This window comes from Amycolatopsis anabasis, from assembly GCF_009765355.1.
In the GTDB taxonomy this organism is placed as follows: Bacteria; Actinomycetota; Actinomycetes; order Mycobacteriales; family Pseudonocardiaceae; genus Amycolatopsis; species Amycolatopsis anabasis.
Genome location: NZ_VTHK01000018.1, coordinates 83,690 through 99,965, shown reverse-complemented (window position 1 = coordinate 99,965; position 16,276 = coordinate 83,690). Strand labels below are relative to the sequence as shown.

Sequence of the window (16,276 nt, the reverse complement as noted above, 5' to 3'; positions counted from 1 at the left end):
GGTGGGGGTGTTGTGATTGTGGGTTATGGAGTTGGGTGGGGTGGTTCGTCCGGATCAGGTGTCGCTGGGTGTGTTGGTGTCGACGGTGGGGCGGGATGTGATCGATGCCGCGGTCGCGGGGTGTGGGGTGGGGGCCAGACGGTCGGGTGGGAAGCTGCCGGCGCATGTGGTGGCGTATTTGACGATGGCGATGTGCCTGTTTCCTGATGATGACTATGAAGAGGTCGCGACGAAGGTCACGGGGTCGTTGTCGCGGTGGGGGTGTTGGGATGCGTCGTGGGCGGTGCCGACGGCCAGTGGGATCACCCAGGCCCGGAAGCGGTTGGGTCGTGAGGTGATGGCTGAGGTGTTCGAGGGTGTGGCCGCGCCGGTGGCGACCTCGGACACCCGGGGAGCGTGGTTGCGGGGGTGGCGGTTGCTGGCGATTGACGGGTTCGAGGTGGACCTGCCCGACACGCCCGGCAATGTGGAGGAGTTCGGGTATGCCGGGTCGGGTAAACATCGGTCGGCGTTTCCGAAGGCGCGGGTGGTGGCACTGGCCGAGTGCGGTACGCACGCGTTCCTGGCCGCCGAGGTCGGGGCCTACACGGTGGGGGAGCAGACCCTGGCCCAGCGGCTCTACCCGCGCCTGCGGGGCGAGGAGTTGCTGACCGCTGACCGCAACTTCTACAGCTGGGCCGCGTGGGACACCGCCGCCGCGACCGGTGCGGCGTTGCTGTGGCGTGTGTCGGCCACCCTCGAGTTGCCGGTCGTGGCGACCCTGCCCGACGGGACCTACCTGACCGCTCTGATCAATCCCGCAGTCCGCGGCGCGGCCCGGCGCGGGCGGATCCTCGCCACTGCCCGGGCCGGGCTCGAGATCGGTCCTGACGAGGCGCACCTGGCCCGGGTCGTCGAGTATGACGTGCCCGATCGGGAGGGCAACGGCAAAGGGGAGGTGATCGTGCTGCTGTCCACCCTCACCGACCCCGCCGACGCACGCGCCGACGAACTCGCCGCCGCCTACCACCAGCGGTGGGAAACCGAAACCGCGAACGACCAGCTCAAAACCCACCTCCGCGGACCAGGCAAGATTCTGCGGTCCCGGCTGCCCGATCTGGCCCACCAGGAGATCTGGGCCTGGCTGACCGTCCACTACGCCCTGAGCGTGCTCATCGCCCAAGCCGCCGAAGCCGCCGACCTCGACCCCGACCGGATCCGCTACACCCGCGTCCTGCGCATCACCCGCCGCACCGCCACCGGCACGGCGGGCTTTTCCCCCTCAGGACTGGACTAACACCCTCCCCGCGATCCTGGCCGACATCACCCGCCGAACCCTCCCACCACGACGACACCGCACCAGCCCCCGCGCGGTCAAACGCCTACGCCACAACGCCTACCGCGCCAAGAAACGCACCGAACCAGCCAGCATCCGCCACCCCGGCCCACCCACCATCAGACTCCACAAACTCACCCACACACCAAGATCAACTTAAGCTACGCGGCATTGGGTTAGAACCGGCCTGAACACTCACGACCCCCAGCACCCGGCTCCTTACTCGCGCAGGCAAGAAGGTCACCTTGGCGGGAAAGTGCGCAAGACGGCTCTTAGGAGTCCGCTGTGGACGGTTGGTCGCGTTTGCGTTCGCGGTAGGCGCGCACCTTCGCGATGCTGCCGCACGCGCGGCCGCCGGGCTGGTTGGCATACATTCCGCACCAGGTGCGGGTTCCGTTGCGGCTGTGGTCGTAGAACACGTGCTTGCAGTCCGGGCACGCCTTCAGCCGGGCCCACCGGCGCTGCGCCACGCCGTCCACGACCAGCGCCAGCAGCGCGGCGGCCGCACCGGGATCCCGCGGCCGGTGCTCGATCGGCTGCTCCTCGCCGATCGTCACCAGGACCGGATGGCGGTCGAGCCAGTCCCGCAGCTCGTATGGAGCTTGTATACCGAGCGTATGCCGCAGTGCCGTGCGGAGTTCGGTGAGCTCGTCGAGTTCGCGGCGGTGGCCGTGCGGGACGCCGGGCAGCACTTTTCGCCATTCCCACGGATTGGCGACGAGGTCCGGCAGCCGATCCTCGGGAACCCGGGTGTCATGCGGCAGCCGCCAGGTGTTGAGGAACGACCTGACCAGCTCCAACCGGCCCGGCGCGGCACTTCGCACGACCATGGTTAACCACTATAGGCAGTGACCGGTATACGGCCCTCGGTCACGCCCCGGGCGGTCGCATGGGCATCACGTAATAGGTCACCTCGACCGGACCGGGATCCACCGCGCGGACCACGGTCGCCTTCATCCCGGGCTGGATCTCCAGCCGGACCCGTTCGCCCGCGAACGGCCGCAGCGCGTCGAGCAGGTAGCGCGCCTGGAACGACGGCGAGGTGCGGCCGTGGTGCACGGCCGCCTTCACCGTCTCCTCGGCTTCGGCGTCGCGCAGGTTGGTGCCGGACAGGCGGACCTCGGCCTCGCCCACGGCGAGCGTCAGCACCTTGCGCGGATCGGTGTACAGGCTCACCCGGCGCGTCGCGGCGGCCAGCGCGTCCGCCGCCAGCTCGACGACCGTGTCCACAGTGGACACCGCGATGGCGTCCTCGGAGAGGAACCCGGCGTCCAGCAACGCGGTGCTGACCGTGGTGTCCGCCCAGTGCAGCCCGAACCGGTTGCCGTCGGCGTGCAGGCCGACCGTGCCGCTCGCCTGCCGGGCGATCTCGGCCAGCAGGGTGGCGGGGACCAGGACGTCCAGCGGGCCCTCGCCCGAACGCACCGGGAGCCGCGCCGACGCGAGCCGGTACCGATCCGAGGCGACCAGGTGCAACCGGCCGTCCGCGAGCCGCAGCCGGACCCCGGTGAACAGTGGCAGCGAATCGTCCCGCGACGCGGTGCCCGCCACCGTGCGCAGCGCGGCGCCGAGCTCGTCACCGTCTGCTTCGGCCACTCGCGGCGGCGGGGACAGCGGGCCGGGATGCAGCTCGCGGTTGAGCAGCGGCAGTGCGAACCGCCCGCCCGGCACCCGGATCGCCAGGCGATTTCCCTCGACCACCAGGCGCACCAGCGGATCCTCCAGCGCGCGCAGCGTCTCGGCGAGCGGCGCCGCGGGCACCAGGACGGCGCCGTCGGTGTGCACGGTCGCCGCGCACTCCAGCCGGATCGCGCGTTCGTGATCGTTTCCGGCCAGGGTGAGCCCGGTGGCGCCGGCGCACAGCAGGAGGCCCGACAGCACCGGGTTCACGGGATTCGCCGGGAGCAGGCGGGCGGCGGCGCCCACCGCCTCGGCCAGGGTGCGGGTGGTCGCGGTGAGGTCCATGCGCCGAAGCTATCGGGCACCACCGACAAGAACGGGGGTTCCGGGGCCGGGCATCCTGGGGGTAAATGCCCGACCCCGGAGGTCTAGGGGGCGGTCGCCGCGAAATCGGCGGCCGGTGCCGGGGACTTCTGGCCGGCCGGGCGGATCGTGCCGCGGAACAGCCAGACCACCGCGGCCACGACGAGCGCGCCGCCCGCCGCCGCGAGGAAGGAGGCCGGCGGCCCGAAGTGCTCCACCAGGTACCCGCTGATCGACTGGCCGACCGCCAGCCCCAGCGTCACCGCGGTCAGCACCCAGCCGAACGCCTCGGCCGCGGTGCCCGCCGGCGCCACCAGCTCGATCGCCGTCGAATGCGTGGTCGACTGCGGGGTGATCAGCGCCCCGGCGAGGAGCATGCCCAGGGCGAGTCCCCACAACGTCGTCGGCCAGGCCAGCACCGCCACGCAGGCGCCGAACCCGGCGAGCAGCACCGGCAGCCGCAGCCGCATCGGCCGCGGCCACGGGCGCAGGCTGTAGGCCACGCCGAAACCCACCGAGCTGATCGACCACACCGACAGCAGCAGCCCGCCGATCGTGGGGTGACCGGCCTCCGTGGCCGACGCGGGCACCGCCACCTCGACGAATCCGATCACCATGCCGAAGCCGAGCGCGGCCAGCGCGAGCGTGCGCATGCCCGGCCCGGCCAGCGCGCCGAGCAGCCGCCGCCCGTCCGGCTCCGCGGGGCCCCAGGACCGCACGGTCGGGCTCAGCGCGAACAGCGTCGCGCCGGTGATCATGCACGCGGAACCGGCGACCACGCCGGTGCCCGGCCAGGGCGCGGCGACCAGCAGCCCGGCGACGCCCGGCCCGAGGATGAAGAAGACCTCCATGCTGATCGCCTCGTAGGAGAACGCGGCGTTCCGCGCGGGCCCGGGCGGCAGCAACCGGCCCCACAGCGCCCGGGAGGCCGAGCCGACCATCGGCTGGGTGACCCCGGTCGCGCCGGAGAGCAGCACCAGCAGCGCGGTCGGCGCGTGCGCCTCGATGGTCAGCACCAGCGCCACCACGGAAGCGAGGAAGAGCCCGGTGGCCGTCAGCAGCGGCCGGGTGGGACCGAACCGGTCGATGATCCTGCCCTGCGCGACCGATCCCAGTGAGACACCGATGAGCATGCCCGCGGACACCAGCCCGGCCGCCGCGAACGACCCCGTCTCGCGCTGCACGTACAGCAACGCCGAAATGCCGATCATCGCGATCGGCAGGCGCGCGAGCAGCGACGCGACCACGGGACCGCGCGAACCGGGCGAGGTCAGCGCGGTGCGGTAGTCGGCCAGGGAGGTATGACCCTCCGAAGGGGACTGGGACACACGTACCAGTATGCCTGACTGCCCCTCGCCGGAATCAAGTGGTACGGAGGTGCCATTCGGATCGCGGCGGAATGTACCGCCGCGGCGTAGGGTTGAACCAACGGGACGGGACGTTTGGTCTCGGTTAGGTAACGGTGTGCGGATTCTCCGCGAAATCGCGCAACGAATCGGACCCATTGGCGTCCTTGAGGGTGAACGACCTTGAACTTCGGGGTAGGGGTCGTGCGATGGTTGGAACAACAGAATTAACCAGCTCAGCTCCCTCCGGCACACGGGTCGGGGCCTAACACCGGAGGGCGGGGAGCGCGGATCGTCGGGGGATGGTTCGCGCAAAAACGAAGGGCCGGTGCGCCACGTCGGGGGTGGCGCCCGGCCCTTCGTTCTGGGGTGACCCTGCTCGCGCTGGCGCGCTCGCCGGGTCACTCCGGTGATTGCACTGGGGGTCGAACCCCCAGACCCCCGCCAGGGGGCGAACCCCCTGGACCCCCGGTAGGTAGCCGGGGGCCGCGGTGGTCACCGGTTGGTCCGCTTGGCTGGCCAACAGGTTGGGGTCTTGGGGTTCTGTTGTTCAGCGGGCTCGGCGGGCCAGGCGTTCGGGGTCGAGGATCAGGACGCTCTTGCCTTCCAGGCGGAGCCAGCCTCGGTGGGCGAAGTCGGCCAGGGCCTTGTTCACGGTTTCCCGGGAAGCGCCGACGAGCTGGGCGATCTCCTCCTGGGTCAGGTCGTGGCTGACCCGCAGCAGACCCGCCTCCTGGCTGCCGAACCGCTGGGCGAGCTGCAGCAGCGCCCGCGCGACGCGGCCCGGGACGTCGGTGAAGATCAGCTCGGCGACCATGTTGTTCGTCCGCCGCAGCCGGCGTGCGACCACGCGCAGCAGCTGCTCGGCGATCTCCGGCCGGGTCGCGATCCACTGGCGCAGCGCCGGGCGGTCCATGGTGACCGCGCGGACCTCGGTGATCGTGGTCGCACTCGACGTGCGCGGACCGGGGTCGAAGATCGACAGCTCGCCGAACATGTCCGACGGGCCGAAGATCCCGAGCAGGTTCTCCCGGCCGTCCGGGGACTTGCGCCCGATCTTCACCTTGCCGGACTGGATGATGTACAGCTTGTCGCCGGGTTCGCCCTCGTTGAAGATCACGTGGCCCCGGGGGAACTCCACGGATTCCAAGGTCTGGGCAAGCGCCTCGGCCGCCGCTGGTTCCACACCCTGGAAAATGCCCGCCCGGGCCAGGGTCTCGTCCACCTCGTGCCTCCTCATCGCGCGGCGACCGCGTTCCCCGGGCAGGGGAGCGTGTCACCGATCACTAACGTGCAGTGTAGGGCGTGCCCGCGAGTTCGCTTCATGGCTCGCCGACCGCCGGGCAAACCGCCCGGCAGGGTGAGCCGGCACACACCGACCGCGCCTGGCCGGATACCGGCTGTTCAGGCGCGGGCGTCGAATCGATCTCGCTCGACGGTGGAGCCTAACTCCGCACGCGGCGCGGCCGCAGCTTGGCCGCCCTCCCACCGAAGCGGCGCAGCCGGAAGAGCTCCAGCGCGCGGCCGATGCCGTGCCCGTAGAGCGCCCTGACCTCGTTGGGCTGAGCCTGCTCGAGGAACTCCTCGACCTCTTCCTCCCGCACGGTGACGTGCCGGAGGCGGCTCTCCACGCGCTCCATGAACAGCGCGAAGAACATGATCACGAGTGGCACCGCGATTACGAACCAGACAGTCATTGACTCCAGATCCTCGCTCATACCGCTTGATCTCTTGCGCCAAGGGTTCGGCTGTGGCGTGTCGGTTTGTCCGAAGACGACGCCGTTCGCGGGTGCTCCCACGTGGGCCTGCGTCCTTCTCGGATGGCGCCCGTAGGCTAGCGGGGTGCCACCCGTAGCTCGAAACGCCCCCCGGAAGGGTGGCGCTCGTGGTCGCTCCGCGGACGGAGAAAGCCGGCTCGCACTCGTAAGACGCGCACGCCGGATGCTGCGTTGCCTCACCGACGCGTATCCGGACGCGCATTGCGAGCTGGACTTCACCACGCCGCTGGAGCTGATCGTCGCCGTGGTGCTTTCCGCGCAGACCACCGACGTGCGCGTCAACCAGGTCACCCCCGCCCTGTTCGCGCGCTACCGCACCGCCGCCGACTACGCGGGCGCCGACCGCACCGAGCTGGAGGAGTACCTCCGGCCCACCGGCTTCTACCGGAACAAGGCGAATTCGGTGATGGGGCTGGGCGCCGCGCTGGTCGAACGCTTCGACGGCCGGGTGCCGAAGACCCTGGACGAGCTGGTCACCCTGCCCGGGGTCGGGCGCAAGACCGCGAACGTCGTGCTCGGCAACGCGTTCGACGTGCCGGGAATCACAGTGGACACGCACTTCGGGCGGCTGGTCCGCAGGTGGGGCTGGACCGCCGAGGAAGACCCGGCGAAGGTCGAGCACGCGATCGGCGAGCTGATCCCGCGCAAGGAATGGACCATGCTGTCGCACCGGGTGATCTTCCACGGCCGCCGGGTGTGCCACGCCCGCAAACCGGCCTGCGGCGCGTGCCCGCTCGCCCGGGACTGCCCGTCCTTCGGCGCCGGCCCGACCGAGTTCGACGAGGCGGCCAAGCTGGTCAAAGGCCCCGAACGGGAGCATCTGCTGGCCATGGTGGAGCCGCGGTGACCACTCCCGTCAAATGGGCTCTCGCGGTCGGCGTGCTCGTGCTCGCCGTGATCGTGGCGGTGCTGCCGCGCGACGACCCCGCGCCCGGCCCGGCCCCGGCGCCCCCGCCCGCGTCCGACGCGCTGGCCCCCGCCCGCGCCAAGGCGGCCCTGCCGCCGTGCCCGGACGGCGCCGGAACCCCGATCACCCAGCTGGACGGGGTCTACGCGCAATGCCTCGGCGACGGCGTGCCGATCGACCTGGGCACCGCGCTGAGCGGCGGCCCGACGCTGGTCAACCTGTGGGCCACCTGGTGCGAACCCTGCAAACGCGAACTGCCGACGCTGAGCGAATACGCCGCCCGGCCGGGAGCCGTGCGCGTGCTCGCCGTGCAGGTGGCCAGCAAACCCGCGGACGGGCTGGAACTGCTCGCCGGGCTCGGGGTGCGGCTGCCGGTCGTGTACGACGGCGACGGGTTCAGCGGGCCGGTCCGCGCCGCGCTGAAGGCGCCCTCCACGCTGCCCGCCTCCTACCTGATCACCGCGGACGGCCGGGTGAAGTTCATCGAGGACCCGCGGCTGTTCACCAGCGTCGAGCAGATCGCCGCGACGGTGGGGGGAATGACGTGAGCGACATCGGTCCGCTGGTCGAGGTCGATTCGGTGCCCGAGTGGCTGCGGCCGCTGGTGGAGGTCAGCGGCGAACTGGACTCGAAGACGTTCACCCGGTTCAGCCCGCCCGCGGACTCGTTCACCCGCTCGGCTTCGGTGCTGATCCTGTTCGGCGAGGCCGACCGGGGCCCGGACGTGCTCCTGCTGCGCCGGGCGGACACCCTCGGCTCGCACGCCGGCCAGGTGGCCTTCCCCGGCGGCGGCGCCGACGAGGGCGACGGCGGGCCGGTGGGCACCGCGCTGCGCGAGGCGGAGGAGGAGACCGGGGTCGATCCGGCCGGGGTCCGCCCGGTCGCGGTGCTCCCGGAGCTGTTCGTCCCGGTGTCCGGCTTCGCGGTGACCCCGGTGCTGGCGCACTGGGTGAACCCGTCGCCGGTGCGCGCCGTTGACCCCGGTGAGACCGCCGCCGTGGCGCGGGTCGCCGTGGCCGATCTCGTCGATCCGGCGAACCGGTACCAGGTCCGCCGCCCCGGCGGCGGGTGGAAGGGACCGGTGTTCGAGGTCGACGGCCTGTTCGTCTGGGGCTTCACCGCCGGGCTGCTGTCGACCCTGCTCGCGCTCGGCGGCTGGGAGCGGGAGTGGGATCGGACGGATGTGCGCGATCTTGACGTAGCGTTGGCCGAACACGAGGCGCGCCTGAGAGAGTGATGGCGAACCGGACTGGCCTGCGGTGAGCCCAAGAACGCGCGCTTTGGCGAAGCCCCGCTCGTATCCGCGCGTTTTCCAACAGGCACTGAGGAGACGGACACGGTGAACTGGGTCGACGTGCTGGTGTTGCTGCTGGCGGTGCTGGCGGTGATCTCCGGCGCGCGCCAGGGTGTGGTGATCGCCCTGCCCGCACTGGTCGGGGTGATCGGCGGCGCGATCCTCGGGGTCCGGCTGGCCCCGCTGGTCGTGGAGCTGTTCGACAACCCCGCGCTGAAGGTCGCGTTCGCGGTGGCGACCGTGGTGTTCCTGGTCGCCCTGGGCGAGACGCTCGGGGTGTGGCTCGGCCGCAAGATCAAGCAGAAGGTCAAGGAGCGCGTCAACACCGAGAAGCTCAGCCCGGTCGACCACACGCTCGGCGCGGTCGTGCAGGGCGGGGTCGTGTTCGTGATCGCGTGGATGATCGCGCTTCCGCTGACCAGCGTCGCCGGACTGCCCGGGCTCGCCTCCGCGATCAACAACTCCGCGGTGCTCGGCGGGGTCAACAACGTGATGCCGCAGGCCGCGCAGGGCCTGCCGAACCAGTTGCGGCGGCTGCTGGACACCTCCGGCCTGCCGTCCATCATGGACCCGTTCCAGAAGGCGCCGACCGCCGAGATCGAACCGCCGGACCCGAACCTGCAAGCCAGCGACACCGTCCGGCGGCTGCGCGGCAGCGTGCTGAAGATCCGCGGCAACGCGCCGTCCTGCTCGCGGGCGCTGGAGGGCAGCGGGTTCGTCATCGCGCCGCAGCGGGTGATGACCAACGCGCACGTCGTCGCCGGGACCAGTGAGACCGCCGTGGAGACCCAGGAGGGGCGCCTGCCCGCGCGGGTCGTCTACTTCGACCCCGAGATCGACGTGGCCATCCTCGCGGTGCCCCGGCTGGATGCCCGGCCGCTGCCGTTCGCCGACGATCCGGCACGCGCCGGGGACAGCGCGATCGTGCTCGGCTACCCGCTGGACGGTCCGTACACCGCGACCCCGGCCCGGGTGCGGCAGCGGATCACCTTGCAGGGGCCGGACATCTACGACGCGAACACCGTGCGGCGGGACGTGTTCACCGTGCGCGCGACGGTCCGCAGCGGGAACTCGGGCGGGCCGCTGGTCGATCCGTCGGGCCGGGTCATCGGCGTGGTGTTCGGGGCGTCGACGCAGGACAACGACACCGGGTTCACGCTCACCGCGGCCGAGGTGCAGGCGGAGGTCCAGGCGGCGCCGGGCTTCGGCAGCGCGGTCGGCACCGGCCCCTGCGCCGCCTAGCGAACTCGGACCGGGATCGGCAGGAAGGGACCTTCGCTCCTCGGAAACGGGAGCGAGGGAGATTTACTACGGTCAGACGTGAGCAAAGGTCCCTTGCTATCGCCGAGTGCCGCGTTCAGGGGGCCGCGAGAAAACTCGCGAGGAGTTCGGTCGTGCGGGCCGGGGACTCCAGGTGCGGGAAGTGCCCGATCCCCGGCAGCGTCTCGAAGCGGGAGCGCGGACCCCGCCAGGGCGCCGACGCGCGTGCGGTTTCCGGCAGCACGCACGGATCCGCCTCCCCGTGCACCTGCAGCACGCGCGCCGCGATCCGGGAGTCGACGGCGTCGGTGAACCGGCGGCCCTCGCCGCGGAACTGGGCGCGGAACGCCCACCGGTAGTACTCCAGCGCGCTGTGCGCCACGCCCGGCACCAGCATGGCCTGCTGGAACCGGGCCGCGGTCGCCGCGAAGTCCGGGGTGTCCGGCCAGGCGGGGCCGGACCAGTCGCGCAGCAGGTTCCGCACCGCCGCGGCGCCGTCGGCGACCAGCCGCCGTTCGGGCGCCATCGGCACCTGGAACCGGAACAGGTGGCCCAGGGCCCGGGCCTGGTTGGAGCGCCGGCGATGCCACACGGTCCGCGGGATCGCCGCGCGCAGCGCGAGCGGATGGGCGCCGCCGAGGACGGTCACCGAGGAGACCACCCGGGGATGCAGGGCCGCGGCGGTCCACGCGAGCAGCCCGCCCCAGGCGTGCCCGACCAGATGCGCCCGGCGCTGCCCCAGCGCGCGGACCAGGCCCGCCACGTCCCCGGCGAGCGTCCACGCGTCGTACCCGCGGGGCGGTTTGTCGGAATCCCCGTAACCGCGCAGATCCGCGGCCACCGCGTGGAAACCCGCGTCGGCCAGCGCGGGCAGCTGGTGCCGCCAGGCCCACCAGAACTCGGCGAACCCGTGCAGCAGCAACACCGTCGGCCCGGTGCCCGCCTCGGCGATGTGCAGCCGGATCCCGTTGGCGGACACGTCGCGGTGCGTCCACGGGCCGTCGATCCGGACCGTGGACGGATCGGGCGGCGTCACGAGGCCGAGCGGGACGTTCAGCGGCGGGCGGCCGCGTCGTCCGGCACCGCGGGCAGGTCGTACTCCGCCTCCCGGCGCGGTTTGAGCGCCGCGGCGGTGTCCTTGACGCTGCTGATCGTGCGTTCCGGTGCGCGGATCTTGCGCACCTTGAGATAGCCGAGGAACCCGCACAGCCCGGCGAACGCCAGCATCAGCAGGAACACGATGCCGAACGCGGCCCAGCGCTGCAGCCACTCCGAGAGCAGCTCACCGAGGAAGAAAAAGAAGAAGAACGAGCTGTACAGCGCGACGACCAGGGCGATGACGAAGAAGATGCTGCCCTTGACGGCCTTCTTGGCCTCGCCGACGAGCTCCGACTTCGCCAGTTCGACCTCGGCCCTGACCAGAGTGGACAGATGCTGGGTCGCGTCGCTCACCAGCTTGCCGATCGACTGTTCGCCGTTCGCCGCCGCGGGGTCGTCCTGGGACAGCGGGATGTAGGGCACGGCCCCCATGCCGCCGGGATCGTTGAGTTGGTGCTTGGGGCTGCTCACGGGGGTCATCGTGCCACGTATCGCTTCGCCGGGCTCACCGGGCGCGCTAGAAATCGGTGTCGGCGTGCGCCTTGCTCCTGCGCAACAGCAGTGCGGCGGCCAGGAGTGACGCGATCGCCGAGGCGAACAGCACGGCGGCTTTCGCCAGTTCGGCACCCTCGCCGTCCAGCGCGAGATCGGCGATGAGCAGGCTGACCGTGAACCCGACGCCGCCCAGCAGGGACAGCGCGCCCAGGTCGCGCCAGCCGGTTCCGCGCGGCAGCTTCGCCAGCTTCAGCCGGACGGCCAGCATGCTCGCACCGAGGATGCCGACGGTCTTGCCGCCGATCAGGCCGACGACCACGGCGAGCGGCACGGCACTGGTGAACACCGAGCTCACCGCGCCGCCGCTGATCGTGATCCCGGCGGCGAAGAGGGCGAACACCGGCACCGCGAGCGCCGCCGACCACGGCTGCAACCGGTGTTCCAGGCGCAGCGCGGGCGCCTCCTCCTCGCCCGGATCGGGACGGACCCGGGTGAGCAGGCCGAGCGCGACGCCGGCGATCGTGGCGTGGATTCCGGCCGAATGCACCGCGACCCACACGATCAGCGCGAGCGGCACGTACAGCCACGGCGAGCGGACCCGCCGGTGCTGCAGCCAGGCGTACAGCGCCAGCCCGAGCACCGCGATCCCGGCGGCGGCGAGGTTGAAGCCAGTGGTGAACAACACAGCGATCACGACGATCGCGCCGAGGTCGTCGACCACCGCGAGGGAGAGCAGGAAGACCCGGGCGCTCGAGGGCAGGTTGGATCCGGTCAGCGCGAGCACGCCGAGGGCGAAGGCGATGTCGGTGGCCACCGGGATGGCCCACGCGCGATCCATCCCCGGTGCGCCGCCGCCGACCAGCAGCGCGACCAGCGCGGGCACCACCATCCCGCCGATCGCCGCGACGATCGGCAGGAGCGCCCGCCGCACCTGGGACAGCTCGCCGATCACCAGCTCCCGTTTCAGCTCGAGTCCGGCGACGAAGAAGAACAGGGCGAGCAGGCCGTCCTTGGCCCAGTCGCCGACGGTCAGATCGAGGTGCAGGAATTCCGGGCCGAGCCGGAAGTCGCGCACCGCGCGGTAGGTCTCGTCGAGCGGGGAGTTGGCCCACAGCAGGGCGACGGCGGTGGCGGCGAGCAGGATCATCCCGCCCGTGGTCTCGGTCCGCAGGTAGCGGGCGAACTCCTGGACCACTCTGGTGGGGCGATTCGGCTCGGCAGCGCTCACGGGCAAACTCCGTACGGTCGGTCGGCAATACCATTGCCGACCAGACTTCCCGGCGCACCTTGACGTAATTTTAGCGCCCGCTTACCCATCGGTAGTCGGTAGAGGCCCGAATGTGGCGACCCTTACCATGCGTACTGACAACGATGTCTAGACCACAAGGACGGGCGGGTTGTGAGTACCTCAACCGAGGTCAGGCGGGAGAAGGGGTTCTTCGGGCACCCACGAGGACTGGCGAATCTTTTCGGCGTCGAAATGTGGGAGCGGTTCTCGTTCTACGGGATGCAGGGCATCCTCGCCATTTACCTCTACTACTCGGTGGACCAGGGCGGCCTCGCGCAGCCGAAGGCCACCGCGACCAGTATCGTCGGCGCATACGGCGGCCTGGTCTATTTGTCGACAATTGTTGGAGCATGGGTCGCGGACCGGGTGCTCGGCGCCGAGCGGACCCTGTTCTACAGCGCGATCCTGATCATGATCGGGCACGTCAGCCTGGCCCTGCTGCCCGGCCTGGCCGGGGTGGGTGTCGGCCTGGTCTGCGTCGGTCTCGGCAGCGGCGGGCTGAAGGGCAACGCGTCGGCGTTGGTCGGCACGCTCTACGACAAATCGGACGAACGGCGCGACGCCGGGTTCTCGATCTTCTACATGGGCGTGAACCTCGGCGGGTTCCTCGGGCCGATCCTCACCGGCCTGGCGCAGGACAAGATCGGTTTCCACTACGGCTTCGGCCTGGCCGCGGTCGGTATGGCCGTGGGCCTGATCCAGTACACGATCGGCCGGAAGAACCTGGGCGCGACCGCCGGCGAGGTGCCGAACCCGCTGCCCGCGAAGGAACGCCCGAAGTTCGTGGTCGCCGGGGTGGTCGTGGTCGCCGCGATCGTGGTGTGCGTGCTCGCCGGGCTGGTGACCGCGGCGAACCTGGCCGACGTGGTGGTCGGCGTGGTCATCGTGGCCTCGATCATCTACTTCGCGGTGATGCTGGCCAGCAAGAAGGTGACCGCGCTCGAGCGCAAGCGGGTGTTCTCGTTCATCCCGCTGTTCATCGCGAGCGCCGCGTTCTGGTCGCTGTTCCAGCAGCAGTTCACCGTGGTGACGATCTATTCGGACACCCGGCTGGACCGGCACCTCTTCGGCTGGGAGATGCCGGTGTCCTGGGTCAGCTCGATCAACCCGGTCTTCATCATCGTGTTCGCCGCCGTGTTCGCCGCGCTGTGGACCAAACTCGGCGCGCGGCAGCCGTCCACGCCGGTCAAGTTCGCGATGGGCACCGCGATCATGGGGCTGGCGTTCCTGGCCTTCCTGCCGATGGCCAACGGCGGCGCGAACTCGGCTCCGCTGCTGGCGCTGGTGGGCATCCTGTTCCTGTTCACCGTGGCCGAGCTGATGCTTTCGCCGATCGGGCTCTCGGTGTCCACCAAACTCGCGCCGGAGGCGTTCCGCAGCCAGATGGTCGCGTTGTTCTTCCTTTCGATCTCCCTGGGAACGGCGTTGTCCGGCTCGCTGGCCGAGTACTACGACGAGCACAACGAGACGCCGTACTTCGGCATTCTCGGCGGGGTCGCGGTGCTCGTCGGTGTGGTGATCGCGCTCGTCAGCCCGTATGTCCGGAAGTTGATGTCCGGGGTTCGCTGAGCCGATTCTCCTGATTCCCGCCGGTGGGCGGGGATCAGGAGATCTCGGCGAGTTCGAATCGCCACCAATCGTCGTCACATCGCGCCGGTTTCCTTGTGAGACAGTAAATTTCACGCGCGTGGCGGTAATGTTCCCTGTAGTGCGACTCCGATCGCGACTGTTCGAGTGAAAACACTTGTGGTCACCTTGTGCGCCAGGGGTATTCTCCATTGGGATACAGGGGGTATCGCGGTCGTTCGCCAAGGCGTACGCCGGAAACGCAGGGGGTCCGAGGCAGCCATGCCCGCTCGCCATCCGGTACGGCGGCTGAACCGGCCAACCGATGGCCGGGATGAGGCCGTGGCATCGGACGATCGTTTTCTCCCTTTCTTCGGGCGATTTTCCGCGGATATCCACAGTGGACTGAAAACGGACACCGGGAAGAATGCGCGCAATTCCCCGCCCGCGTCGCTGCTGCTCGAACTCGCCCGCGGCGCGGACACCCGGCCCGTCGTACTGCTGCCCGGTGTCGGCGGCGCGGTGGCGCCGTACCTGGGCCTGGCCGGTGCGCTGCGGCGGCACGGCACGGTGTACGGGATCCGCGCGCACGGGCTGGTGCCGCCCGAGGAACCGGACGCCGACGTGGGCACCATGGTCGAGCGTTGCCTCGCGCAGTTGCGCGCCCTGCCCGGCCCGCCGGGATTGCTCCTGGGCTGGTGCCTCGGCGGGGTGCTGGCCTGGGAACTCGCCGTGCGCCTGGCGGGCGTCTCCCGCGCACCGGAACCCGCGGTGGTGATGGTGGACAGTTTCGCCCGGCGCGATCGACTCTCCGCCGGTGAGCGGCACCGGTTCCTCGGCCGGATCGACCGTTCGACGGCCCGGCTCGCCGCGGCCGAGCGGCGGCGGGTGCGTCGCATCGCCGACGCGCATCTCGACGCGGTCGGCGCGCATCGGGTCACCAGCGAGTTCGGCGGGGAGGTGCTGCTCGTCTCGTGTCCCGGCGGCCGTCAGGCGGGTCAGCCCGCGGAATGGGCCCGGCTGGCCGGGCGGCTGCGGACGCGGGATCTGCACTGCTCGCGGTTCGACGTGTTCACCGGTGCCGAGCTGCCCCGGCTCGCCGGGCACATCGACGAGTTCCTCGGCGAGATCAGCCGAGTGTGACGCCGAACAGCGCGCCCACGTAGTAGGTGACCAGCATGGTCACCGCGCCGACCCCGACATTGCGCGCGACCGCCCGCAGCCTCCCCGCGTCACCGAGCCGCGCGCTGACGAAACCGGTGAGCGCCAGGCCCGCGACCACCGCGGCCGCGCACATCCAGACGCGCCACGACGTGGGCGGGAGCGCGATCGCCAGCAGCGGCAGCAGCGCGCCGATCGAGAACGAGACGAAGGACGCCCACGCCGCCTGCCACGGGCTGGTGAGGTCGTCCGGATCGATCCGCAGTTCGGCCTCGGCATGCGCCTGCAGCGCGTCGGATTCGGTGAGTTCCCGCGCGACCCGGGCGGCCAGTTCCGCGGAAAGGCCTTTCTTCTCGTAGATGCCGGCGAGTTCCCGTTCTTCGGCCTCGGGCATCGTTTTCAGCTCTTGCTTCTCGAGTTTGAGCATGGCCCGTTCGGTATCGCGCTGGGTGCTCACCGACACGTACTCGCCACCGGCCATGGAAAGGGCGCCGGCCACCAGGCCGGCGATTCCGGACATCAGGATCGTGGTGCGATCGGTGGTGGCCCCGGCGACGCCGACCACCAGCCCGGCCACCGAGACGATACCGTCGTTCGCGCCGAGAACCCCGGCGCGAAGCCAGTTCAGCTTACTGCCCAGGCTCTCGTGATGCGGCTCGCCGGGATGCGCGGGCACGTCGCCGGAAGCCTGGCCCCGTGTTTCGGTCACGCGAACAGTGAAACACAGAATCGCGTGGTGACGCATTTCCGGGATTCCGGAAGAAAGCCAGCCAATCCTTATTGAG

At 70.7% G+C, this 16,276-nt stretch carries 16 protein-coding genes; 7 read left to right on the top strand and 9 right to left on the bottom strand.

What is annotated here, in order from left to right:
- Positions 1 to 25: 25 nt before the first annotated feature.
- Entirely contained in the window at positions 26 to 1,276 is a 1,251-nt protein-coding gene (locus FXO23_RS23765) for an IS4 family transposase (protein ID WP_158887611.1), read from the top strand.
- 311 nt (positions 1,277 to 1,587) lie between these two features.
- Here the strand turns inward: FXO23_RS23765 and FXO23_RS23760 are convergent, their stop codons facing one another.
- The 5 genes from FXO23_RS23760 to FXO23_RS23740 form a co-directional block, all read right to left on the bottom strand.
- Positions 1,588 to 2,145: a CGNR zinc finger domain-containing protein gene (locus FXO23_RS23760; RefSeq protein ID WP_158887610.1), complete on the bottom strand. Its 558-nt coding sequence runs from the start codon at positions 2,143 to 2,145 to the stop codon at positions 1,588 to 1,590.
- A gap of 40 nt (positions 2,146 to 2,185) precedes the next feature.
- On the bottom strand, positions 2,186 to 3,280 hold the full coding sequence (gene dnaN, locus FXO23_RS23755; protein WP_158887609.1) for a DNA polymerase III subunit beta: 1,095 nt from the start codon (positions 3,278 to 3,280) through the stop codon (positions 2,186 to 2,188).
- 83 nt (positions 3,281 to 3,363) lie between these two features.
- On the bottom strand, positions 3,364 to 4,626 hold the full coding sequence (locus FXO23_RS23750) for an MFS transporter (RefSeq protein WP_158887608.1): 1,263 nt from the start codon (positions 4,624 to 4,626) through the stop codon (positions 3,364 to 3,366).
- Positions 4,627 to 5,194: 568 nt separating this feature from the next.
- Positions 5,195 to 5,869: a Crp/Fnr family transcriptional regulator gene (locus tag FXO23_RS23745; RefSeq protein WP_158887607.1), complete on the bottom strand. Its 675-nt coding sequence runs from the start codon at positions 5,867 to 5,869 to the stop codon at positions 5,195 to 5,197.
- Between the two features lie 220 nt (positions 5,870 to 6,089).
- On the bottom strand, positions 6,090 to 6,341 hold the full coding sequence (locus FXO23_RS23740) for a hypothetical protein (protein ID WP_158887606.1): 252 nt from the start codon (positions 6,339 to 6,341) through the stop codon (positions 6,090 to 6,092).
- A 244-nt stretch (positions 6,342 to 6,585) separates the two neighbouring features.
- Between FXO23_RS23740 and nth the strand changes: the two genes are divergently transcribed.
- The 4 genes from nth (at position 6,586) to FXO23_RS23720 (ending at position 9,865) form a co-directional block, all read left to right on the top strand.
- The gene (gene nth / locus FXO23_RS23735; protein ID WP_158887605.1) at positions 6,586 to 7,269 is read left to right on the top strand and encodes an endonuclease III; all 684 of its coding nucleotides are present in this window, start codon (positions 6,586 to 6,588) and stop codon (positions 7,267 to 7,269) included.
- Positions 7,266 to 7,877: a TlpA family protein disulfide reductase gene (locus FXO23_RS23730; protein WP_158887604.1), complete on the top strand. Its 612-nt coding sequence runs from the start codon at positions 7,266 to 7,268 to the stop codon at positions 7,875 to 7,877. The genes nth and FXO23_RS23730 overlap by 4 nt, the downstream gene beginning before the upstream one ends.
- Positions 7,874 to 8,566 (top strand): NUDIX hydrolase, encoded by a 693-nt coding sequence (locus FXO23_RS23725; protein WP_246257717.1) that lies wholly within the window; start codon positions 7,874 to 7,876, stop codon positions 8,564 to 8,566. The genes FXO23_RS23730 and FXO23_RS23725 overlap by 4 nt, the downstream gene beginning before the upstream one ends.
- Positions 8,567 to 8,668: 102 nt before the next feature.
- Positions 8,669 to 9,865: a MarP family serine protease gene (locus tag FXO23_RS23720; RefSeq protein ID WP_158887603.1), complete on the top strand. Its 1,197-nt coding sequence runs from the start codon at positions 8,669 to 8,671 to the stop codon at positions 9,863 to 9,865.
- A 115-nt stretch (positions 9,866 to 9,980) separates the two neighbouring features.
- On the opposite strand, the gene FXO23_RS23715 is transcribed toward FXO23_RS23720, so the two are convergent.
- From FXO23_RS23715 to nhaA, 3 genes are read right to left on the bottom strand one after another with little or no spacing between them, the layout of a single operon-like run.
- Positions 9,981 to 10,919, bottom strand: coding sequence for an alpha/beta fold hydrolase (locus FXO23_RS23715; protein ID WP_158887602.1), 939 nt, complete (start codon positions 10,917 to 10,919; stop codon positions 9,981 to 9,983).
- 17 nt (positions 10,920 to 10,936) lie between these two features.
- Positions 10,937 to 11,461 (bottom strand): phage holin family protein, encoded by a 525-nt coding sequence (locus tag FXO23_RS23710; protein ID WP_179956855.1) that lies wholly within the window; start codon positions 11,459 to 11,461, stop codon positions 10,937 to 10,939.
- A gap of 37 nt (positions 11,462 to 11,498) precedes the next feature.
- Positions 11,499 to 12,704 (bottom strand): Na+/H+ antiporter NhaA, encoded by a 1,206-nt coding sequence (gene nhaA / locus FXO23_RS23705; protein ID WP_158887600.1) that lies wholly within the window; start codon positions 12,702 to 12,704, stop codon positions 11,499 to 11,501.
- Positions 12,705 to 12,875: 171 nt separating this feature from the next.
- On the opposite strand from nhaA, the gene FXO23_RS23700 reads away from it, so the two are divergent.
- Both FXO23_RS23700 and FXO23_RS23695 read left to right on the top strand, forming a co-directional pair.
- A complete protein-coding gene (locus FXO23_RS23700; protein ID WP_158887599.1) occupies positions 12,876 to 14,333 on the top strand; it encodes a peptide MFS transporter in 1,458 nt (485 codons plus the stop codon).
- Between the two features lie 339 nt (positions 14,334 to 14,672).
- Positions 14,673 to 15,473 (top strand): thioesterase domain-containing protein, encoded by an 801-nt coding sequence (locus tag FXO23_RS23695; RefSeq protein WP_158887598.1) that lies wholly within the window; start codon positions 14,673 to 14,675, stop codon positions 15,471 to 15,473.
- Here the strand turns inward: FXO23_RS23695 and FXO23_RS23690 are convergent.
- Positions 15,460 to 16,200 (bottom strand): VIT1/CCC1 transporter family protein, encoded by a 741-nt coding sequence (locus tag FXO23_RS23690; RefSeq protein WP_246257715.1) that lies wholly within the window; start codon positions 16,198 to 16,200, stop codon positions 15,460 to 15,462. The two genes, FXO23_RS23695 and FXO23_RS23690, sit on opposite strands and share 14 nt — an antisense overlap.
- Between the last annotated feature and the right edge of the window lie 76 nt (positions 16,201 to 16,276).